At 33.4% G+C, this 21,107-nt stretch carries 20 protein-coding genes and 1 tRNA gene; 12 read left to right on the forward strand and 9 right to left on the reverse strand.

What is annotated here, in order from left to right; genetic code table 11:
• Position 1 precedes the first annotated feature (1 nt).
• Together Q0800_RS07065 and gdhA are read right to left on the reverse strand one after the other, a co-directional pair.
• Positions 2-2,386 carry a two-component regulator propeller domain-containing protein gene (locus tag Q0800_RS07065; RefSeq protein ID WP_299128569.1) on the reverse strand — a complete coding sequence of 795 codons (2,385 nt, stop codon included), beginning with the start codon at positions 2,384-2,386 and terminating at the stop codon, positions 2-4.
• Between the two features lie 122 nt (positions 2,387-2,508).
• A complete protein-coding gene (gdhA, locus tag Q0800_RS07070; protein WP_299128570.1) occupies positions 2,509-3,852 on the reverse strand; it encodes an NADP-specific glutamate dehydrogenase in 1,344 nt (447 codons plus the stop codon).
• A gap of 217 nt (positions 3,853-4,069) precedes the next feature.
• Between gdhA and Q0800_RS07075 the strand changes: the two genes are divergently transcribed.
• Positions 4,070-4,873 (forward strand): glutamate dehydrogenase, encoded by an 804-nt coding sequence (locus tag Q0800_RS07075; protein ID WP_299128571.1) that lies wholly within the window; start codon positions 4,070-4,072, stop codon positions 4,871-4,873.
• On the opposite strand, the gene Q0800_RS07080 is transcribed toward Q0800_RS07075, so the two are convergent.
• Complete coding sequence (locus tag Q0800_RS07080) at positions 4,870-6,009, reverse strand: PLP-dependent aspartate aminotransferase family protein (RefSeq protein ID WP_299128572.1); 1,140 nt, start codon at positions 6,007-6,009, stop codon at positions 4,870-4,872. The genes Q0800_RS07075 and Q0800_RS07080 overlap by 4 nt on opposite strands.
• A gap of 97 nt (positions 6,010-6,106) precedes the next feature.
• On the opposite strand from Q0800_RS07080, the gene Q0800_RS07085 reads away from it, so the two are divergent.
• The 4 genes from Q0800_RS07085 to Q0800_RS07100 all read left to right on the forward strand — a co-directional run bounded on the left by Q0800_RS07085 (position 6,107) and on the right by Q0800_RS07100 (position 9,278).
• Positions 6,107-6,826 (forward strand): DUF3298 and DUF4163 domain-containing protein, encoded by a 720-nt coding sequence (locus Q0800_RS07085; protein ID WP_299128573.1) that lies wholly within the window; start codon positions 6,107-6,109, stop codon positions 6,824-6,826.
• Between the two features lie 74 nt (positions 6,827-6,900).
• Positions 6,901-7,260 (forward strand): ArsC/Spx/MgsR family protein, encoded by a 360-nt coding sequence (locus Q0800_RS07090; protein WP_299128574.1) that lies wholly within the window; start codon positions 6,901-6,903, stop codon positions 7,258-7,260.
• Entirely contained in the window at positions 7,253-8,146 is an 894-nt protein-coding gene (locus Q0800_RS07095; RefSeq protein ID WP_299128575.1) for a DMT family transporter, read from the forward strand. Before Q0800_RS07090 ends, Q0800_RS07095 begins: the two co-directional genes overlap by 8 nt.
• 1 nt (position 8,147) lies before the next feature.
• A complete protein-coding gene (locus tag Q0800_RS07100; protein WP_299128576.1) occupies positions 8,148-9,278 on the forward strand; it encodes a hypothetical protein in 1,131 nt (376 codons plus the stop codon).
• 72 nt (positions 9,279-9,350) lie between these two features.
• Here Q0800_RS07100 and Q0800_RS07105 read toward each other — a convergent pair whose 3' ends face one another.
• On the reverse strand, positions 9,351-9,827 hold the full coding sequence (locus tag Q0800_RS07105; RefSeq protein ID WP_299128577.1) for an acyl-CoA thioesterase: 477 nt from the start codon (positions 9,825-9,827) through the stop codon (positions 9,351-9,353).
• Positions 9,828-10,068: 241 nt separating this feature from the next.
• Here Q0800_RS07105 and Q0800_RS07110 point away from each other — a divergent pair, with 241 nt between their 5' ends.
• Genes Q0800_RS07110 through nadD form a run of 3 tightly spaced genes read left to right on the forward strand, consistent with a single transcriptional unit; the run spans position 10,069 to position 12,113 of the window.
• Complete coding sequence (locus Q0800_RS07110) at positions 10,069-10,926, forward strand: YicC/YloC family endoribonuclease (RefSeq protein ID WP_299128578.1); 858 nt, start codon at positions 10,069-10,071, stop codon at positions 10,924-10,926.
• Between the two features lie 16 nt (positions 10,927-10,942).
• A complete protein-coding gene (gene gmk, locus Q0800_RS07115; RefSeq protein ID WP_299128579.1) occupies positions 10,943-11,533 on the forward strand; it encodes a guanylate kinase in 591 nt (196 codons plus the stop codon).
• Between the two features lies 1 nt (position 11,534).
• The gene (gene nadD / locus Q0800_RS07120) at positions 11,535-12,113 is read left to right on the forward strand and encodes a nicotinate (nicotinamide) nucleotide adenylyltransferase (RefSeq protein WP_299128581.1); all 579 of its coding nucleotides are present in this window, start codon (positions 11,535-11,537) and stop codon (positions 12,111-12,113) included.
• A 280-nt stretch (positions 12,114-12,393) separates the two neighbouring features.
• Here nadD and Q0800_RS07125 read toward each other — a convergent pair whose 3' ends face one another.
• The gene (locus Q0800_RS07125) at positions 12,394-12,753 is read right to left on the reverse strand and encodes a YraN family protein (RefSeq protein ID WP_299128583.1); all 360 of its coding nucleotides are present in this window, start codon (positions 12,751-12,753) and stop codon (positions 12,394-12,396) included.
• Positions 12,753-13,769, reverse strand: coding sequence for an LD-carboxypeptidase (locus tag Q0800_RS07130; RefSeq protein ID WP_299128585.1), 1,017 nt, complete (start codon positions 13,767-13,769; stop codon positions 12,753-12,755). The genes Q0800_RS07125 and Q0800_RS07130 overlap by 1 nt, the downstream gene beginning before the upstream one ends.
• Positions 13,770-13,929: 160 nt before the next feature.
• On the opposite strand from Q0800_RS07130, the gene Q0800_RS07135 reads away from it, so the two are divergent.
• Together Q0800_RS07135 and Q0800_RS07140 are read left to right on the forward strand one after the other, a co-directional pair.
• Positions 13,930-15,387 carry a DUF1800 domain-containing protein gene (locus tag Q0800_RS07135; RefSeq protein WP_299128587.1) on the forward strand — a complete coding sequence of 486 codons (1,458 nt, stop codon included), beginning with the start codon at positions 13,930-13,932 and terminating at the stop codon, positions 15,385-15,387.
• A 9-nt stretch (positions 15,388-15,396) separates the two neighbouring features.
• Positions 15,397-16,995, forward strand: a complete 1,599-nt coding sequence (locus Q0800_RS07140) for a DUF1501 domain-containing protein (RefSeq protein ID WP_299128589.1) — start codon at positions 15,397-15,399, stop codon at positions 16,993-16,995.
• A gap of 7 nt (positions 16,996-17,002) precedes the next feature.
• On the opposite strand, the gene Q0800_RS07145 is transcribed toward Q0800_RS07140, so the two are convergent.
• On the reverse strand, positions 17,003-17,521 hold the full coding sequence (locus tag Q0800_RS07145) for a hypothetical protein (protein ID WP_299128592.1): 519 nt from the start codon (positions 17,519-17,521) through the stop codon (positions 17,003-17,005).
• A gap of 176 nt (positions 17,522-17,697) precedes the next feature.
• Here Q0800_RS07145 and Q0800_RS07150 point away from each other — a divergent pair, with 176 nt between their 5' ends.
• Positions 17,698-18,648, forward strand: coding sequence for an NAD-dependent epimerase/dehydratase family protein (locus Q0800_RS07150; RefSeq protein ID WP_299128593.1), 951 nt, complete (start codon positions 17,698-17,700; stop codon positions 18,646-18,648).
• Positions 18,649-18,702: 54 nt separating this feature from the next.
• Here Q0800_RS07150 and Q0800_RS07155 read toward each other — a convergent pair.
• Together Q0800_RS07155 and rseP are read right to left on the reverse strand one after the other, a co-directional pair.
• Positions 18,703-18,776: transfer RNA gene (locus Q0800_RS07155), tRNA-Asn, on the reverse strand.
• Between the two features lie 71 nt (positions 18,777-18,847).
• Complete coding sequence (gene rseP / locus Q0800_RS07160) at positions 18,848-20,188, reverse strand: RIP metalloprotease RseP (protein WP_299128594.1); 1,341 nt, start codon at positions 20,186-20,188, stop codon at positions 18,848-18,850.
• Positions 20,189-20,381: 193 nt separating this feature from the next.
• Between rseP and Q0800_RS07165 the strand changes: the two genes are divergently transcribed.
• A complete protein-coding gene (locus Q0800_RS07165; RefSeq protein ID WP_299128595.1) occupies positions 20,382-21,062 on the forward strand; it encodes an SCO family protein in 681 nt (226 codons plus the stop codon).
• Positions 21,063-21,107 lie beyond the last annotated feature (45 nt).

Raw genomic sequence — 21,107 nt, forward strand, 5'->3', positions numbered from 1 at the left:
CTTATCTTACTACAAGAATTTTTATAACCTTAGTTTCAAAAGAATCTAAATCTGATATCATTGCTAAGTACACACCTGTTCTTACGACCGAGTTGGCTAGATTTTTTCCGTTCCAAATAGCTGTACCACCATCTATTGCAAAATTATAATTTGCACTAGAAGATCTTAAATTAATATTAGATTGTGCTTCTGCAACCAAATTACCTTCAATATCTGTAATCTTTATATTAACATTCTCTGTGAGACCGCTAATTTTTATGCCTTTATTAATATCGTTTAGATCGTTAAAACCCAGTATATCATATTCTGGCCGTACAGGATTAGGGTATGCATAGGCATTTTCTAAAGTATCCTCTGGCCTAGATCCACCAGCATTAAATGACAACATACCCTTGGTCGTGGCAATATAAACTTCGCCATTATTTGGATCTATAGAAATATCACTAATCCTATTAGATGGCAAAGGAGAGTTGTCTGTTGTAAAATGATAAATAGTATTTTGTCCATCTGGCGAAAAATAAAAAACTCCAGAATCTACAGTACCTACCCATTTATTGTTTGATCCGTCTGCTTCGATATCTGAAATGGTTTGCCCTTCTAATAATTCTTTAGGAATGCCATCTTCTAAAATAATTATTGAACGCAATGTTGGGTTAGGATCATCAAAAAAACCTGCAGTGTTAAACAACACTCTTAAGCCTTGAAATGTACCAACCCATAGCTGATTTCTGCTATCAATCTCTAAAGCCGTTACTCTTGGAAAGGGTAAATTTTGTTCTTCACTACTTAAAGTTTTTATAGGATTATCTAGTTGGCTTTCGTTATAAGCATAGAGTCCTTTAAAATAACCACCTATCCATTTAGTACCGTTATTATCTATTGCGATATCATAAAACCCAAACTCATCAGTTAAATCATCTTCTATAATTTCAGAAAAATCATAGCCTTGCCAATTTCCTGTATTTGGATTATATGATTTGAGAGGATTGGGAGATCTAGCTGTTAGGGACCATAACAAACCATTTCGGTCAAAGGCAGAGGCCGTAACTCTTATACTGGTAAAATCTGGTGACCCTGGTAATATTAGAGACTCTAAACCGCTATTGTCTTCATTGTATAGTATAATGGGTTCAAAATCACCTAGCTCTAAAATACCATCTTGGCAAGAGCTTACAAATAATTGCCTAGGATTAAAAGGGTTTGTAGATATTTCTGATAAATTTCTTGCGCCAAAAACACTGTCAAAAGGTATACTAAACCACTCATCTTCTCTTAAATAACTTAAACCTCTAGATCTAAATGGTGCTGGATTAAAAGATTCTGTATAATCACCAAAACTTGTCCAAACTACGTCAGTCTCTGCGTCAATTCTAAAAACTTCATTAAATAAAGGTCCGTTTGGTTTTATTTCTGTATAAAATGTATTGTCTGTTACAGCACTTTGTAAAACACCAAAGTCTCTCGAGCCTATGTAAATAGTGTTGTTGAGTAGAGTTGCAGATGTAAATACAGTATTAAAATCTGTATTAGGTTGAAAACTATTAATTAATTGAATCGTCTCATCGTAAAGATAAACATTATTGGTTGTTGAAACAATGTAGTTGTTTTCTACCACTTCAGAGTCTGATGGTAACACCGGGAATGTAAATAATGTGTTTAACGTTGCTCCATCAATCTCATATAAAACTCTATTTGATCTTACAGAATAAAGTTTATCTCCTACAGCATCTATGGTAAAAAAATCGCCTGTAATTAAGGTTTGCCATTGTGCAAAATCTATAAGATTTGGATTATTTATACTACCACTTTTAATTCCGTTATTATTAAGACATGCTGCGTATATAGTTCCGTTTAAAACAGAGACTTGCTTTACACTTATTTGTTCTCCACCATTACCCAAAAAATAAGTATCACCAAACTCTAATCCTTGCAAGTCATAAACAGATATTCCAAAATCTGATGAAATATATACCAAACCTTCATTTTCAAAAAAATGATTAATGCGTTTATTAATGGGTGTTATGTTTTGTTTTTCTAAAATATCTACAATAGAGAGCACCGAGCCATCAGTTTCTGAGTACACTTCTATAAGACCTGTTTGGTAACCTATTATTAAATATTGAAATGCTTTACTGTAAGCTATAGTTGTTATTTGTTCGCCAGATAAACCTTCTACAGTTGTAATAGTTTCTATGTTTCCGGTAGCTACATCGTATTTAAAAACAGCATTTTGAGCCGCAGCATAAATTTTATCCTCGCCTTCAACAACATCAACAATATCTCTATATGAAAAATGTGCTTGCCACAAGGTTGAAAAGTCTTGGGATGACATTCTTAAAGGCAAAGCAATAACTAAAACAATTATTATTAATAGTTTATTATACATTACATTTTAGTTTGTTCAAATATATTATATAGTAACGATAATATCAGCTTCATCATATATTAGTGCTAAAAAAAAGCTCCTTCAGAAACCGAAGAAGCTTATAATTTATAGGACTAATTAATTTATACAACACCTTGTGCCAACATAGCATCTGCTACTTTAACAAAACCAGCAATGTTAGCACCTTTTATATAATCTATTGATCCGTCATCATTTTTACCGTATTTAACGCAAGAATCATGAATATCTTCCATAATATCCTTTAGCCTTTCGTCCACCTCTTTTCTGCTCCAGCTAAGTCGTAAAGAGTTTTGACTCATCTCTAAACCAGACGTTGCAACTCCTCCTGCATTTGAAGCTTTACCAGGTGCAAATAGTATTTTCGCATTCTGAAACTCATGTATAGCCTCTGGTGTAGACGGCATATTTGCTCCTTCAGAAACGCAAATGCAACCGTTATCAATTAATGCTTTAGCTTCTTCACCATTTAATTCGTTTTGGGTTGCACACGGCAAAGCAATATCACATTTTACAGACCATGGACGCTCATCAGCTACGTACTTCGCATTTGGGTATTCATCTACATATTCACTAATTCGTCCGCGTTTTACATTTTTAAGGTGCATTACAAACTCTAATTTCTCGGTATCGATACCTTCCTCATCAATAACATAACCACCAGAATCAGATAACGTTAATACAGTAGCTCCAAGCTCTATCGCTTTTTCTGCAGCGTATTGCGCTACATTACCAGAACCAGAAATTACAACCGATTTTCCTTTAAAAGAATCATTTTTAATTTTTAGCATATTTTCTGCAAAATATACAGTTCCGTAACCTGTAGCTTCTGGTCTAATTAAAGATCCACCCCAAGATTGCCCTTTACCAGTTAAAACACCTGTAAACGTATTATTTAATTTTTTATACATCCCAAACATAAATCCAATTTCTCTGGCTCCAACACCAATATCTCCTGCTGGAACATCCGTATTATGCCCAATATGTCTATATAACTCAGTCATAAAAGCATGGCAAAAACGCATAATTTCGTTGTCAGATTTTCCCTTTGGATCAAAATCTGATCCTCCTTTACCGCCACCCATTGGCAATGTTGTTAAACTGTTTTTAAACACCTGTTCAAAAGCTAAAAACTTTAGAATACTTGCATTTACAGAGGGATGAAAACGAAGACCACCTTTATAAGGGCCAATAGCAGAATTCATTTGAATTCTATAACCTCTATTGACCTGAATTTCTCCAGAATCGTCTACCCATGACACTCTAAAAGAAATTAATCGTTCTGGCTCAACCATTCTTAAAAGAATGTTTTTACCATGATATATTTCATGTTCTATAATGTAAGGTATTACTGTTTCTGCAACTTCCTGAACAGCCTGTAAGAATTCTGGCTCGTGTCCATTACGTTTTTTTACCTCTTCTAGGAAAGCTTCGATTTTATCTTTCATATTAATATTGTTAATAAATTATGATTTATACGTTGCAAAGATAAATTATCTGCAAAAATAATTACTTATTTTTTTTATATTCTCAATTATTTTTCAAAATTCTATCAATTAAAAAACATGAGTTCTATTTTTAATATTTGTGCATTTTATCCGTTTTATTTTGTAGTTAGTCGAGTTTTTATATATTTGTTGGCTAAGCGCTTCAATACCTAATACTATGACAAAATACATTGGCACTATTCTTATGATGTTTGTTCTACTTATTACAGTAGAACATAGCCATGCACAATTGGGCTTTTCTCATGAAATTGGTGCTTTTGTGGGTCCCATTGCATTTAAATCTGATTTTGGTGTAAGAAATGATTTTGAAACCAATGCAGCTAATACAGGTATTGCCGTAGGGATTGTGCACTATATCAATTTTGCTTACCGGGCTGATTGTAACTGTTACACCACTAACAACTACTTTAACGATCATTTTAAATTAAGAACAGAAATTTCTTGGAACCAAACGAAGTTAGAACATGTTGGTAAATGGGTAGATGAGGACAGACAAACCGAAGAAGCACAACAACTAAGAAGCCATACTGGCGAATCTCAAAATTGGGATATTGGTATGCAGCTAGAATATTTTCCGCTAAGTATTAGAGCATTTTCTGCAGGTGCATATGCTTTTGCTCCGTTTTTTGCAGCAGGTGCACATTTTGTATCTTATAACCCTACTGTAGCAACAACTTTTGGTGATGGTAACCCAAACAATAACGACAATTTCTATAATTTATGGGATGCTGCTTCGGGCGGAGATCCCTTTGTTAGTGATGAAAACGGAACGACGTGGTCTGTAGTAGCAAGCATAGGTACTCGGTATAAACTTTCTATACTTTCTGATTTGTTTGTAGAATTAAGAGGTCAATATTATTTTAATGATTTTATTGATGGCTTAGATCACAAACTGGCCTCTAACAAAAATAATGATTGGAACGTGTGGTTAAACTTTGGCTATATCTATTATTTAGATTAACCTATCGCATTTTTTAAATCTGTAATAATATCTGTTTTATCTTCAATACCAACACTTAAGCGTATTAAAGAGTCTAAAACTCCAATTTTTTCGCGTTCAACTTTTGGCACACTCACATGCGACATACTTGCAGAATGATTAGCTAAAGACTCTACTCCACCAAGTGATTCTGCCAATGTAAAAATTTTAAGATTTTCAACAATTTTAACAGCAGCATTATAATCATTACCCTTAGTACTAAAAGAGACGACACCACCAAAATCATGCATTTGAGATTCTGCAATATGATGATTATGGTGACTTTTTAAACCTGGCCAATAGACATTTTCAATCTTAGGGTGGGTATTTAAATATTCTGCTACTGTCTTAGCATTTTCGCAATGGCGCTGCATCCTAACATGCAATGTTTTTAGACCTCTTAATACTAAAAACGCATCTTGTGGACCGCAAATAGCGCCACTTGCATTTTGAATAAAATAAAGTCTATCCGCTAAATCCTTATCCTTAACCACCAAACCTCCTAATACAACATCACTATGACCACTTAAGTACTTTGTTGCAGAATGCATAACAATGTCTGCTCCTAAATCTAAAGGTTGTTGTAAATATGGTGTTGCAAACGTATTATCTACCGCAAGTAGAATATGATGTGCTTTTGCAATTTTTGAAACTTCCATAACGTCTATAATACTGAGTATAGGATTTGTTGGTGTTTCTACCCAAATTAACTTAGTGTTAGGCGTAATAAAATCTTTTATAGTATTCGGGTTTTTCATCCCTACCAAATGAAATTTTATTCCGAAATCTTCATATATATTGGTAAACAGCCGGTAGGTACCACCGTACAAATCTACGGTAGAGATAACCTCATCACCTGGCTTTAACAATTTTAGTACAGCATCAATTGCAGCTAAACCAGAACTAAACGCTAAACCATACTTACCATTTTCTAAACTTGCAAAGGCTTTTTCTAAAGCATAACGTGTAGGGTTCGCTGACCTAGAATATTGATATCCTTTGTGCCCACCTGGTGTAGACTGTGAATAAGTAGACGTTTGGTAAATCGGTGACACTACGGCATTATATGCTAAATCGTGCTCTTGCCCTCCATGTATGATTTTGGTGTTAAATTTCATTGATAACGGTTTAAATGCATAACAAATTTAATCTATAATTCGTTCTATAAAGATCTATACAATACCTTTATTGCGTAATTACTAAAACTTATTTCTTTTGAAACCTATTGTGCTACTGCTGATCTCTGTGCTCGTTTTAAATTCTTGTCATTCAGAATTTAAGCCTGTTGTTTTTGAAACTACTGAAATGGATATGTCCTTTGACGCAGATATTTCTTTAACCTACGATAAAGCATTAGGCAATGAGGAACTGAGTAAAATCATAAACTTTAAAATAGAAGAAGCCATCATAGCCACACTTAGCGATGCTACTAAAAAAACAAAGCTAGATGCCATTCTTAAAGATTTTAATACGGAATATGTCAACTTTAAAAAGGATTTCCCAGAAGCATCAGAACCCGTTTGGGAACTTTTTATTGAAACAGAAAAAATATACCAATCCGAAGCTGTAATTACCATTGCAATAAGTACTTATGAATTTAAAGGTGGTGCTCATGGTAATGATAAAATTATACTTTTAAATCTTAATGCAAAAACAGGTGCTATTCTTAATAAAGGTGATATTATTGAAAATTTAAAAGCATTTACCTTACTTGCAGAATCTCATTTTAAAACCTCACTAAAGCTTAAAGAAAATACGACTAAGCCAGAAGACTACTTCTTTGGTAAACCTTTTCAACTACCAGAAAATATAGGCTTTAGCGATGATGGTTTAATTTTGCTTTATAACACTTATGAGGTAGCTACTTACAACAAAGGGTATACCGAGTTTGTTATTCCTTTTAAAGCACTTACAAATCACCTAAAGATTAAATAGCCTTAATTTAAAAATAAGATGCCATTATAAAGAATTGAGCTTACCTTTGCACTTTATAACGTTACTTAGACCCAATGGCACTTAAAAAAATATATCATTTAAGCACTTGCAATACCTGCAAAAGAATCATCAACGAACTTAATTTACCTGATGACTTTATACTACAAGACATAAAAACAGAAGCTATTAGCAAAGCTCAAATAGAAGAGATGAGAGGCTTAACGGATAGTTACGAAAGTTTATTTAGTAAACGTGCTAGGCTTTATAAAGAACGTGATTTAAAAAACAAATCCCTTTCTGAAGACGATTACAAAAACTATATATTAGAACAGTACACATTTCTTAAACGTCCTGTAGTTCTATTTAATAATCAGATTTTTATTGGTAATTCTAAAAAAACAGTAGAAGCTGCTAAACAAGCTATAAATGGATAGTAGACGATTTGCGCTTTTAGCTGTATTTATGGTACAATTGTTATATGGTCTTAACTATACCATTGCCAAAGTTGTAATGAATGACAATTATGTAAAACCTTTTGGGTTTGTATTGTTAAGAGTTGCAGGAGCTACATTCCTATTTTGGCTTATTAGTTGTATTACACCTCAACAAAAAATAGAGAAAAAAGATTTTTTTAAGCTTTTTATTGCAGCCATATTTGGTGTTGCTATTAATATGCTGTTTTTTTTTAAAGGATTAGAATTTACCTCACCCATACACGCTTCTGCAATAATGACCATTACGCCAGTTATTATTTTAGCACTCTCTGCATACGTCTTAAAAGAAAAGATTACAGCATTAAAACTCGTTGGTGTAGTACTAGCACTTTGTGGCGCATTAGTACTGACCATTTATGGTAAATCTGCAAGATCTGGTGATAACGTTCAATTAGGGAATTTACTTATTTTCTTAAATGCTGTTTCGTATAGCATATACATTATTTTAATAAAAAAGCTAACTGCTAAGTATCATCCGTTATCATTTATAAAATGGTTATTTCTATTTGGCTTAATTCTTCTTATTCCTTTCGGTTACCAAGAATTAAACGAAATTCAGTGGAAATCTTTTACACCATATACAACGTTTTCAGTTCTATTTGTAATTTTAGGAGCCACATTTGGCACCTATTTATTAAACCCTTTAGCGCTTAATAAGCTAAAAGCATCTACTGTTGGGACATTTATTTATCTTCAACCTGTCATTGCTGGGTTGTTTGCTATAATTATGGGTGCTGACACTATAGATATGGTTAAGGTTATTGCAATGCTCATTATATTTTCTGGAGTTTATCTGGTGTCTTTAAATCCTAAAAAGACTGGCTAATTTGGGCTTAACCTCTAAAATATTTAAAACCGTAGATGATATTCCTAAGAGCTATTGGAATAACCTTAATTGTGCTTTAAACCCTTACTATTCGTTAGAATTTTTAAAGGCTTTTGAAGTAGCCAACACTACTATTGAATGTAACTATATTTTTATTTTAAAAAACAAAGAAGCCATTGCTTTTGCTAATACACAAATTGTAACTATTGGTATTGAGAGTATTACCAAAAACATTAGAATGTCTCATAACATTAGACGTCTTGTAAATAATCTGTTTTGCAAAAATCAAATCCGAGTGCTATTCTGTGGCAATGTGTTTTTAAGCGGCGAGTATGGCACATTTATAAAAGCGAACCAACCTAAAGTTAAGACGTTTAAAACTATAGCAAAAGCAGTAAAGTCTCTTTACAAATGCAAACGATTACACGCTATTTTTATTAAAGATTTTGAAGATGAGTCACTTAACACCACAGACCACTTAAAGTCTTTTAACTATACCGCAATGCATGTTGAACCTAACATGATTATTCACCTTAAACCTCAGTGGACTTCTTTTAAAGACTATACCAATGCCTTAAAGTCTAAATATCGTATAAAGGCAAACCGAGCAGATACTAAAAGTAAAATATTAGAGGCTAAATTATTTAATGCAGAAGCTATTGAGCAATACAAAGATGAGTTACAATCGCTCTATCAAAACACCATTAATAATGCAGATTTTAACGCGCAAATTTTAAACCTAGATACTTACGCGTATCTTAAAAGCACATTTAAAGATCAGTTTATAGTAAAAGGATACTTTTTAAACAATAAACTTGTTGGCTTTCTTTCTGCAATGCAAAACGGCTCTAATTTAGATGCTCATTTTATTGGTATTGACTATACTTATAATAAAACATATGCCATCTATCCAAGGATTTTAAATGACTATGTACGTCTTGGTATTAAAACAAAATCTCAGCAAATAAATTTGGGCCGAACGGCCTCAGAAATTAAAAGTACATTAGGCGCACAACCAAAGCTATTGACCTGTTATTGCAGACATAAGCACTACTTACCCAATCAATTCCTTAAACCTTTTATAAAAAACATAAGATTAAAATCTTTTAAACAACATCATCCTTTTAAATGACAGTCTCGACGTCATGCTGAATTTGTTTCAGAATCTTATATACCTAGTTCAAAAATACTCAGCTCTATATTATTAGATCATAGGTTTAGGCTTAACACCATGCTTCCTTGTGTCTTCTTTGGTAAGAATTTTAAAATTATCTGATTTTGGAAATTTGTTCGCCAATGCCAACAACTGTTCTGGCAAACCCGTAAGTTTTCTAGCCTTTAAATCTATCCAACCTCCTTGCATTTCGCAGTAAGCCAAATTTTCACCTTTATGGTTATAAAAATTATGTTCAAACATAAATAACATACCGTCATTACTTAGACCAGACACTTCTATACTAACGGTAATTGGCGCACCTATAAAAGATTCTTTAAAGTAATACATATGTTCATAAAAAACTACAGGACCAACATTGTGCTTCTTTATCTCTGCCATAGAGAACCCTTGTTCACCAAAAAAGGACATCCTAGCGTGGCTCATAAAATTAGTGTAAGCAGAATTAGCTAAATGGCCATTAGCATCAACATCGCTCCAACGAATCTCAAACTGTTTCTTGTACATTGTTTTTTGAAATAATTTTTACAAATATAACCACTTGTTTATAGTCTTTGACTTATAAAAAAAACAATGAACTTATAATTTATAAACCCGTAAAGTCTCCTCAAGGGAACAATTCTAAAAAGCAGCATTAGACAAGTCTCCCCTTGAGGGGACTTTAGGGGTGTTTTTAGAATACAAAATCATATCAATCATAGAAACAATCTATTTTGTACTTTTGTGCAACTTTAATCACATCCTGTTAATGATACAATCTATGACTGGTTATGGGAAATCGGTACTGCAGCTCCCAACCAAAAAAATATCTATAGAATTAAAATCACTAAATAGTAAGAATTTAGATGTTAATGCACGTATGCCATCTATGTATCGTGCTAAAGAGTTAGATATTAGAAAACTTATTGCTAAAAATTTAACAAGAGGAAAAGTAGATTTTTCACTTTTTGTTGAAGTTACAGGAGAAGACACAAGCTCAAAAATTAACAAAACCGTTGTTAACGAATACATAAAGCAACTTAAAGACGTTGTTGATGGAGATACTACAGAATTGCTAAAAATGGCAATAAGATTGCCAGATGCTGTCACTACTGAACGTGATGACATAGATGAAGAACAATGGAACTTAATAGCTAATGAGATTAATGAAGCCATCTCTAAAATTATCACTTACCGAAAAGACGAGGGCGCTATACTAAAGCAAGATTTTACAGATAGAATTTCTAAGCTAAGCCTATTACTTAATGAGGTCATTACTATGGACCCAGAACGTATTGAAGGAGTGAGAGCACGATTAGAAAAAGGCATAGCAGACCTAAAAGAAAAGATAGACGAAAATCGTTTTGAGCAAGAATTGGTTTACTATATTGAAAAATTTGATATTACTGAAGAAAAAGTGAGATTAGACAACCATTTAGACTACTTTACCAAAGCTTTAAATTCTAACGATTCTAATGGAAAAAAACTCGGTTTTATAGCTCAAGAAATTGGTAGAGAAATCAACACTATTGGATCCAAATCTAACTACGCACCTATGCAAAAGTTAGTTGTGCAGATGAAAGATGAACTCGAAAAAATTAAGGAACAGTTATTGAATGTCCTTTAATTAAAATTTATAATCTGTGTCAGAACTTAAGACTAAAAAAAAGGGGAAGCTCATTGTATTTTCAGCACCTTCTGGCTCTGGAAAAACAACAATTGTACGCCATCTTCTAAAACAAAAAGAACTTAACTTAGAATTTTCTATTTCTGCTACTTCTAGAGAAGCTCGTAGTAATGAGGTTGATGGTAAAGATTATTACTATTTATCCCTAAAAGAATTTAAAACCAAAATTAAAACGGACGCCTTTTTAGAATGGGAAGAAGTTTACAGAGATAATTTCTACGGCACATTAAAAACTGAAGTAGAACGTATTTGGGCTAAAGGCAAACATGTTATTTTTGATATTGATGTTTCTGGAGGTCTCCGTATAAAACGAAAATTTCCTGAAGAAACCTTAGCTGTTTTTGTAAAGCCACCAGATTTAAATGAATTAGTAAGACGTTTAAAAGAACGTGGCGAGGAAAGTGAAGATAAAATTAACATGCGCGTAGCCAAGGCGCCTGCCGAACTTGCAACCGCACCTCAATTTGATAAAATTGTGGTGAATTCTAATTTAGAAGACGCCCTAGAAAAAGCATATAATTTAGTTTCCGATTTTTTAAACACATAAAATGAAAATAGGACTCTACTTCGGAACATTTAACCCTATCCACATTGGTCATTTAACCATTGCTAACCACTTAGTTGAGCATAGTAATTTGGATCAGGTTTGGTTTGTGGTTACTCCGCAAAGTCCATTTAAAAAGAAAAGCACATTATTAGATAATCACCAGCGTTTGGAGATGGTTTACCGTGCCACAAAAGACTATAGCAAATTAAGACCTAGCGATATAGAATTTGGGCTAAAACAACCTAACTACACTATTGATACCCTCACATATCTTTATGAAAAATTCCCTGACCATATGTTTGCATTAATTATGGGAGAAGACAACTTAAAAAGTTTTCATAAGTGGAAAAACTATGAGTTAATTTTAGAAAATCATAGTATTTACGTTTACCCAAGATTGTCTAAAGGCTCTATGGATACGCAATTTAAAGACCATCCAAAAATACACAAGGTAGATGCGCCAATAATGGAGTTATCCTCTACGTTTATAAGAAAATCTATAAAAGAAGGTAAAAATATTCGCCCTATGTTACCAGAAAACGTATGGCAGTATGTGGATGAAATGAACTTTTATAAGTAGTCTGAAAAGTAAATCTTTTTTTCATCGAGCGTAGTCGATAAAATTAAAACTCTGATTAACAAAGCATTTCGACTGCTTCGCAGTGTGCCTTCAATCAAAGCATACTTTGCTTTCAACCAATGCTCAATGTGCCAGTCTATAGTTTTAATTGACTTTTTAGGCCTCTTGTCTTGTCACCCTGAACTCGTTTCAGGGTCTCAATCAAACTTGATGGAGGATACTGGGACTAGCTGAGCATAACACGAAGTTAAGATTAATGGGATTCCCACTTTCGTGGGAATTAAAAATGATAGAACGCATTTTCTAAATGCTCTACTTTAAATCCTTTTGGCTCCTTAACAATAGCAATAATATCAAAACGCACCTCCACATCTAAGTCGTTTACAGTCACATATTCGTTAACCGCTTTTACCAAATTTTTTATTTGTTTAGGTTTTACAAAATCTTGCGGATTTCCAAAATCGGCAGTTGATCTTGTTTTTACTTCAACGATAGCTAAAACATTAGCTTTCTGTGCTATAATATCTACTTCGGCTTTCTCAAATCTATAATTACGCTCTATAATTTTAAAATAGTTTTTTAGCAAATAATCAACAGCTAATTGCTCCCCTTTTTTACCAAGCTCATTATGCTGTGCCATTACTTTGTATTAAAACGTATTGAAGATTCTAGTTTAGAAGATTTTAAAACTACCGTTTTACCCAAAATTAAAGCTCTATTATCTTTTTCGTGTCCTGCAGGCATGCCAAAAACAATTGGGAAATCGTAATCTTCTAAAGCATCTAAAATTAATTGCTCAAACGAAGTTCCCCAAAGGGTTGTATTCTTTCTAAGTTTAGACATATCGCCAACGATGAGTCCGTTTAAATTATCAAAATAACCTGCACGCTTCATACTCTGTAACATTCTATCAATGTGGTATTTATATTCTCCTATTTCCTCAATAAAAAGTATTTTTCCGGTAGTATCAACGCTCTCATTAGAGCCTAACATGGTATGCAAAATTGTTAGGTTTCCGCCAACTAATTGCCCTGAGGTTTCACCTTCTCTATTATAGGTAGAACCTTTTAGTACATAATCCGTAGCATTTCCAAAGAGTGCAGACTTAAATGTATCTATAGAAGGTTTAACTTCATTTAAATCTTTAGTTAAACTTACACACATTAAGGCATGTAAAGATTGAAATCCATTATTATGTAATTGGTTGTGAAGTGCCGTAATATCAGAATAACCAATAACCCATTTAGGATGTTTCTTAAACTTAGTGTAATTCAATTTATCTAAAATTCTTACAGTTCCGTAGCCACCTCTAGCACACCAAATAGCACTAACAGTAGGATTATCCATGGCTTTTTGTAAGTCTTCGCAACGCTCATCGTCAGTGCCAGCAAAATGATTAGCTTTACTAAAAACATGTTTACCAACAACAGCATGTAAACCCCAACTATTTAATAAACTAACGGCTTGTTGCACCTCTCGCTCTCGGTTTTTTAAAATTCCGGATGGAGCAACTATAGCAACAGTATCTCCTCTTTTTAAGTATGGTGGTTGTATTAATTTGGATGTCATTTTAATAGCGTTTTCATTTTGAGTATAATTCTTAGGATTAAAAACTAGAATTAAAAATAATAGAACAATACCGTATTTATAAATCATACTTAAAGCGTTTTTTGTAAATATAAAAACTAATAATTGAAGTTTAAATTTTGATTTTTTAATATTTTTTTAACAAAAAACATCTGAAATAAACATCTATATCGTATATTGAGTAATTCCCTTGTATTTTTTTAGTCAGTTTAATTGTAAAATCCTACTTATGAATGAATTTACAACATGTATAAGCAGTACGCTAGACCCTTATGTGCCGTCTACAGAAAACCCATGGAACGTAGAAAGGGTTAGACACGCCTTTAGGCGTATTGGTTACGATGCTAATAAATTTACCGTTACCAACGCTTTAAGTTTAACTCCTGGGCAACTTATAGACCAACTTATAGACGAATCGTTATATACACCACATTGGCCAGAACCTGCTTGGGCTAACTTTACAATTGACGACTATGCCAACCTAGGTTTAAATTTTGATGATCAAACCCAAGCCAATCACAGGGAAGTAATGCTTGAGGTAATGCGTCAAATGCAAACCACTGGCCTAAAAGGTAGAATGATTCTGTTTTGGAGCAATCACTTTGTTACACGCTTAGAAGATTATTACACCAGTAATCATTTATACGAATACTACAAAACTTTAGAAGATAACGTTTTAGGTAATTTTCAAGAATTTGTTAGAGAAATAGGCATTACTAGTGCCATGCTAATTTTCTTAAACGGATATGAAAACACCAATAATAGTCCTAATGAAAACTACGCTAGGGAACTTTATGAGTTATTTACCCTAGGTGTAGATAATGGTTATACTGAAACTGATATTGTAGAAACCTCTAGAGCCTTAACAGGTTACAATCATAGGCAAAATTGGACCTATCCTATTTACTATAACGACAGTACATTTGATGCTAATGACAAAACTATATTTAATCAAACAGGAAACTGGAACTATGATGATGTTATAAATATTCTCTTTCAGGAGAAAGCTCCTTTAATTGCAGAGTTTATTTGTAAAAAGCTATATGCCTATTTTGTAAGTGCTACTGTAAATGAAGCTGTTGTTTCAGAAATGGCCACTCTATTTGTGCAAGATTTTAATATTGCTAATCTATTACGCACCCTTTTTAAAAGCGAACATTTTTTCGATGCTAAAACTATTGGAACTCAAATAAAGAGTCCGTATGACATGACGATGTCTTACTTAAAAATAACCAACTTTAGCCTTTTACAAGATCACTACGAGGGTATGATTTGGTTTAATAACTTATTAGGTCAACAAATGTTTGAACCCATCGATGTTGCAGGTTGGCAAATGGATAGGGACTGGATTAACTCTAGTACTCTAACAGGGAGGTGGCAAATTTTACAATGGACCATCTGGCATACCTGGAACAACTTTAATGAAGAATTAAGAACCTTTGCTATAGAGAGTTCGGACCATAGTAATGATCCTTACTTTGTTACCAAAAGCATCATCGATAGATTTATGCCACTAGAACTTTTTTCTGAAGAAGACTATCAAGCTGCAACAGATGTCTTTAAACATAACTTACCAGAAAATTACTATACCGATGGTATTTGGAACCTACAATACCAATCTGTTCCTTATCAAGTTGTTTTACTCTTACTTCACCTTATTAAAATTCCTGAATTTCAACTCAAATAACCTACTATTATGTGTAACCATAACCCACAACATTCAAAATTCGGAACCAAAGCTCATGATGAAGAGCATAAAAAATGGAATCGAAGATCATTTCTACAAGCTTTAGGCTTAACAGGTGCTGGCACGATGATGCTAGGAGGTATGCCTTTATCAGCGTCTGGAAATTCAAAATTAGCAGCTGCTATTAGCAATACAGAAACAGATCGTATCCTTGTAATCATACGACTAAAAGGTGGTAACGATGGTCTTAATACCATTGTGCCACTATACGATTACGATACCTATGCGGTAAATAGACCGAGTATTAGACATTATCAAAACCAAGTTACAGCGCTGACACCAGATTTTGGTATACCAAGTTTTATGGATGACCTTTTAAACCTTTGGGATACTGGAGGTATGAAAGTGGTCCATGGTGTAGGCTACGAAAACCAAAGTCAATCCCATTTTGCAGGTTCAGATATTTGGGACTCTACAGACCAAAACAATGGCACTCAAACAGGATGGTTAGGGAGACACTTTGAAGAATTATATCCGGAGTATTTAGTTAATCCTCCGAGCATACCTGCCGCTGTACAAATAGGTAGTATAGGTAATTTAATATTTGATGGAGATTCTAATAATTATGCCTTTTCTGTGGCTAATCCAAACCAGCTGGAGGCGATTGCACAAAGTGGTACTGTACACGATATGTCTAGCTTCCCAGAATGTATTTATGGTGAGCAATTAGAATTTATGAGAGGTACCACAAATACAACCTATCAATATGCTGGCACAATACACGAGGCTTATACTGAAGGGTCTAATAGTTTTGAGTACATGGATTCTCAATTAGGGCAACAGCTTTCTATTGTTGCAAGACTTATAAAAGGAAATTTAGGATCAAAAGTCTATATGGTTACCCTTGGTAGTTTTGATACGCATGCCAACCAACTTAACGCACACAGAGATCTACTCCTAGATCTTTCTAATTCTATTAAAACCTTTTACGATGATTTAGCCCAATCTGGTATGGATAATAATGTACTTTCTATGACTATAAGCGAATTTGGGAGACGTACTTACGAAAATGGCTCTAACGGCACAGACCATGGAAAAGCCGCACCATTAATGCTATTTGGACCTGCACTACAAGGTAATGGCTTTGTTAGCGAACATCCCAACTTAAGCCAAGGTAATGGCAACTTAGATTACACACAAGATTTTAGAGAAATTTATGCCACAGTTCTACAAGAATGGCTTTGTGTCGACGGTAATTTAGTTAATGAAGCACTACTCAATACAACTTATGCTAGAGTAGATCTCGGTTTTAATTGTGATGCGCTAAGTGTAAATGATTTTAATTTAAATAGATTTAAGCATCAAGTCATTTATACAGATATTGATACAATAATCTACATTAAGAATCCGTACACACAACACACAGTTATTACGTTGTATGATATAATGGGGAGACGTGTTGGCACCCTTAAAAATGAAATGCTTTTTGCAGGAGAGCACAAAATCAGTGTTAAAAATACTATAGGGCAAAAGCTACATGTAGGTCAGTACATTTATAGAATTTCTGTTGGAGATCAAAAATTTAGTAAATCATTAATTATTAGATAACTAGGTATTAATAATCTGATTTTATCTGATCGTAAATATCCCTTGCAATTTTTTTATTGACCTGAAAATTGAGATTAGAAAATGACATCAGTACCTCTTTAATACTTTCTAGTTTTAAATCATTACTGATATTGTCTAGCGTTAGGTTTTCGTTTAAACGCAATATAGTCGTTTCAATAACCGCCATGCGAGATAATATGGGATTGGTCTTTAAATCTTCTGGGAGACCTGCCTTAAAAGCGCTAATAAATTCTTTTAAAGGCCCTTTATCACCATTAAAAAAGGTTAAATCCGCTTTTTTTAGGTAGTTGATTTGTATGGCTAATTCTTGATATTTTTCCCAATCTGCCAACTTTTCCTCTGCTTTTGCACTTAAGACATAATCTGTGTAGTTAAGACGCTCTATACGTTTGGCGTTAATAGGATCAATTTTACTATTATTAGCTTTACCTAAAGCTTGTGTTTCTGAGCTATCACCACAACTTTTTAAAGCAAAACAAATAATGCATAAGAGTATAAGTCGCATATTCATAAACTAAAACAGATTAGTTTGTAAATATAGTTAAACTAATAATTTACCTCTTTAGTATAAAAACGAAATAAAGATTATCAAAGCCCTAATTATATAATCATTTTTTTAAATATTTTAATACAATAACGATTAAATTCTCGTTATTTTTGCGAATATCATAATTTAAATCTATGTCTTCTAAAATACTCATCATTGGAGCTGGTGGACAAATTGGTTCTGAACTCACTACTAAGCTTCGCGAAGCTCATGGTACAGAAAATATAATTGCCAGCGATATAAATACACGAAACCTTGACTTGGTTAACTCTGGCCCTTTTGAAATTATTGATGCTAAAAACTTTAATGCCATAAAAGATTGCTGCAAACATTACAATATTGATACTGTATATTTAATGGCTGCGCTTTTAAGCGCCACTGGCGAAAAATACCCAATGGAGGCTTGGGATCTTAATATGAATTCATTATTTCATGTCCTTAATATTGCTAAAGGAGGCACTATACAGAAAGTATACTGGCCAAGTAGTATTGCCGTTTTTGGCCCCACGACACCAAGAGACCATACGCCTCAACACACCACTTGCGAACCTACAACCGTTTATGGTATAACCAAACAAGTTGGTGAACGCTGGTGTGAGTATTACCATAAAAAATATGGCGTTGACGTAAGAAGTTTGCGTTATCCTGGGATTATTAGCCACAAAACTATGCCTGGAGGAGGAACTACAGATTATGCTGTGGAAATTTATCATGAAGCCATTAAGAATGGAAAATACGAATGTTTTCTATCGGAAAACACGAGCTTACCAATGATGTTTATGGATGATGCTATTAAGGCTACCATAGACTTAATGCAGGCTCCAGCTGAAGGTTTAACCATTAGATCATCCTACAATTTATCGGCGATTTCCTTTACACCAAAAGACATCTATGAAAGTATAAAAAGTCGTATTCCAGAATTTAAAATTACCTACCAACCCGATTTTAGACAAACTATTGCAGACAGCTGGCCATCATCAATAGATGATTCTGTAGCACGGCAAGATTGGAAATGGCAGCATAGCTTTGATTTGGATACTATGACAGACACCATGCTAAGCGAACTGAAAAAGAAATATCTTTAAAGCGAAACCCAATAAAAACAATAAAACCGATACAAGTGTATCGGTTTTTGTTTGCTCCTCTTCTTGGGCTCGAACCAAGGACCCTCTGATTAACAGTCAGATGCTCTAACCAACTGAGCTAAAGAGGAAGATTTTTTTCGCTTTAGCGAGCGCAAATATAAATTAATTTTTAATCTCTACAATACGAAAATTAATTTTTTTATCGTGTTATGGCTTTAAAAACATCATTACCATTAGCAAACAGCACCAAGGCAATTAAAATAAAAAATCCAACGATTTGTGCACGTTCTAAAAACTTTTCGCTTGGCTTTCGACCAGATATCATTTCATATAGTAAAAACATTACATGGCCGCCGTCTAAGGCTGGTATAGGTAATAGATTAAGAATAGCCAACATTATAGATAAAAACGCTGTTAATTTCCAAAATGCTTCCCAGCTCCAGTAGTCTGGAAAAATATCATATATAGCTTTAAATCCGCCAAGCCCTTTATAAGCACCAGTTTTTGGATTAAATATGGCTTTAAGTTGAGAAAAATAATTAACTATTGTAGACGTAAATTTTTTACCACCTGCTGCAAAACTTTCACCAAATGAATAATCTCTTCGTATAACGTCATAATACCCTAAATCTGTAAAACGCTTTGCATCTATTAATCTAAATATATTGAGTTTTGCATCGTTTGTAACTTTTAAATCTCTGGTTAATACCTCATCTCCCCTTAACACTTCAGCAGCTACAGTTTGGCTTTTTAAGTTTTTTAATTCGTCTTCAAACAAATCAAAATACTCAATTTTTTTGCCGTTAAGTCCTAAGATAACATCTCCTTCTTTTATATCTACAGATTTGTTGGCAGATGAGTCTGGCACAGATTCTACGATAAACGGGTAACGGTATTTAAACAAGTTTTTACTGCCTTCATCAGACAATTGTCCTAAAAAGTTTTCTGGTAAATCAATACGCATTTTCTGTCCATTTCGCTCTACAGTCATTTGCTCTGCACCAATAATATACTGCCCTATTTCAGAATCCTTTTCAATAGTTTGATCATTAATAGCTACAACTTTATCACCTGTTTTAAATCCTGCATCTAAAAGCACCTGATTTTCTATATGGTAACCACCTTTAAGACTATCTATTTTAATATCTGTATCGCCATAGCCAAAAGACACAAAGACATAAATAACATAGGCTAAAATAAAGTTAACGGTAACACCGCCAAGCATTATGATTAAACGTTGCCAAGCTGGTTTAGACCTAAACTCCCATGGTTGTGGAGGTTGTGCCATCTGTTCTTTGTCCATACTCTCATCAATCATCCCAGCAATCTTTACATAACCGCCTAATGGTAACCAACCAATTCCATATACGGTTTCCCCAATTTTCTTTTTAAATAAGGAATACTTCACATCAAAGAAAAGATAGAATTTTTCAACCTTAGTTTTAAAGGCTTTTGCTGGTATAAAGTGACCCAACTCGTGTAGTACGATTAGTAGGGATAAACTGAGTAAGAATTGGGATATCTTAATTACAAATTCCATGTAGTTATTTTCAAATTTTGAACGACAAAAGTAAGGTTTTCAGCCAACTTAGGAAATAATTGTATTTCTTATCGATTTATTTTTAACAGCAATTTATTAATCAAGCAGTTAAAAGCGTATTATTCTGTTAAATAAGTTTATGAAAATCTCCTTGTATCGTAACTTTGTATTCAGATTTTTGAATGTTATTTTTATGTCATTTCTTTCTTTTTTTAGGTCGTACAAAAAATTCGGAATCTTTTTTTCTGTCCTATGTGTTGTTATTATTGTATTGATTTATAATATCCTAAATAAAAAACAGCCTTTACCTGTTTGGCAACCAGAAATGGTGAATGCAGAACTGGTAGATAGCAGTCTTCAACATAAAGCAAAGTATCATAAGATAGCGGATTTTAGTCTTACTAATCAGAATGGTGAAACGATAACCCAAGCGCATTATAAAGATAAAATTTATGTGGCTGATTTCTTTTTTACAACCTGCGCTACTATTTGTCCAATAATGACAGATCATATGTATAAAATACAGAAGGAAATTATTAATGATGATGACGTAATGTTACTATCGCACTCAGTAACTCCAGAAATAGATAGTGTGTCACAACTAAAAAAATACGCTAAAGAAAAAGGTGTTATAGATAGAAAATGGAATCTTGTTACTGGTGATAAAAAACAAATTTATGAATTGGCAAGAAAAAGCTACTTAGCTGTAAAAACGCAGGGCAACGGTGATAAATATGATATGATACATACTGAAAATTTTTTACTCATTGATAAAAAAGGACAACTTAGAGGCTATTATGATGGCACAAATCCTGAAGATATAGAACAGCTGCTTACAGACATTGAAACTTTAAAATACTTTGGTGGTTCATAAAGGTATGTTATAAAGTTTCCTTCATAAATTTTTTCAGTTATTTTT

Origin of the sequence: uncultured Winogradskyella sp. (assembly GCF_937958655.1) — a bacterium.
In the GTDB taxonomy this organism is placed as follows: Bacteria; Bacteroidota; Bacteroidia; order Flavobacteriales; family Flavobacteriaceae; genus Winogradskyella.

What these genes read in the sequence shown, in the direction of transcription:
- nadD (WP_299128581.1), top strand. Translation starts at nt 11,535, where the DNA reads ATGAAAATAGGACTCTACTTCGGAACATTTAACCCTATCCACATTGGT.
- Q0800_RS07095 (WP_299128575.1), top strand. Translation starts at nt 7,253, where the DNA reads ATGGATAGTAGACGATTTGCGCTTTTAGCTGTATTTATGGTACAATTG.
- Q0800_RS07140 (WP_299128589.1), top strand. Translation starts at nt 15,397, where the DNA reads ATGTGTAACCATAACCCACAACATTCAAAATTCGGAACCAAAGCTCAT.
- rseP (WP_299128594.1), bottom strand. Translation starts at nt 20,188, where the DNA reads ATGGAATTTGTAATTAAGATATCCCAATTCTTACTCAGTTTATCCCTA.
- Q0800_RS07105 (WP_299128577.1), bottom strand. Translation starts at nt 9,827, where the DNA reads ATGTACAAGAAACAGTTTGAGATTCGTTGGAGCGATGTTGATGCTAAT.
- Q0800_RS07080 (WP_299128572.1), bottom strand. Translation starts at nt 6,009, where the DNA reads ATGAAATTTAACACCAAAATCATACATGGAGGGCAAGAGCACGATTTA.
- Q0800_RS07125 (WP_299128583.1), bottom strand. Translation starts at nt 12,753, where the DNA reads ATGGCACAGCATAATGAGCTTGGTAAAAAAGGGGAGCAATTAGCTGTT.
- Q0800_RS07135 (WP_299128587.1), top strand. Translation starts at nt 13,930, where the DNA reads ATGAATGAATTTACAACATGTATAAGCAGTACGCTAGACCCTTATGTG.
- Q0800_RS07110 (WP_299128578.1), top strand. Translation starts at nt 10,069, where the DNA reads ATGATACAATCTATGACTGGTTATGGGAAATCGGTACTGCAGCTCCCA.
- Q0800_RS07150 (WP_299128593.1), top strand. Translation starts at nt 17,698, where the DNA reads ATGTCTTCTAAAATACTCATCATTGGAGCTGGTGGACAAATTGGTTCT.
- Q0800_RS07165 (WP_299128595.1), top strand. Translation starts at nt 20,382, where the DNA reads ATGTCATTTCTTTCTTTTTTTAGGTCGTACAAAAAATTCGGAATCTTT.
- Q0800_RS07065 (WP_299128569.1), bottom strand. Translation starts at nt 2,386, where the DNA reads ATGTATAATAAACTATTAATAATAATTGTTTTAGTTATTGCTTTGCCT.
- Q0800_RS07130 (WP_299128585.1), bottom strand. Translation starts at nt 13,769, where the DNA reads ATGATTTATAAATACGGTATTGTTCTATTATTTTTAATTCTAGTTTTT.
- Q0800_RS07090 (WP_299128574.1), top strand. Translation starts at nt 6,901, where the DNA reads ATGGCACTTAAAAAAATATATCATTTAAGCACTTGCAATACCTGCAAA.
- Q0800_RS07145 (WP_299128592.1), bottom strand. Translation starts at nt 17,521, where the DNA reads ATGCGACTTATACTCTTATGCATTATTTGTTTTGCTTTAAAAAGTTGT.
- Q0800_RS07075 (WP_299128571.1), top strand. Translation starts at nt 4,070, where the DNA reads ATGACAAAATACATTGGCACTATTCTTATGATGTTTGTTCTACTTATT.
- gdhA (WP_299128570.1), bottom strand. Translation starts at nt 3,852, where the DNA reads ATGAAAGATAAAATCGAAGCTTTCCTAGAAGAGGTAAAAAAACGTAAT.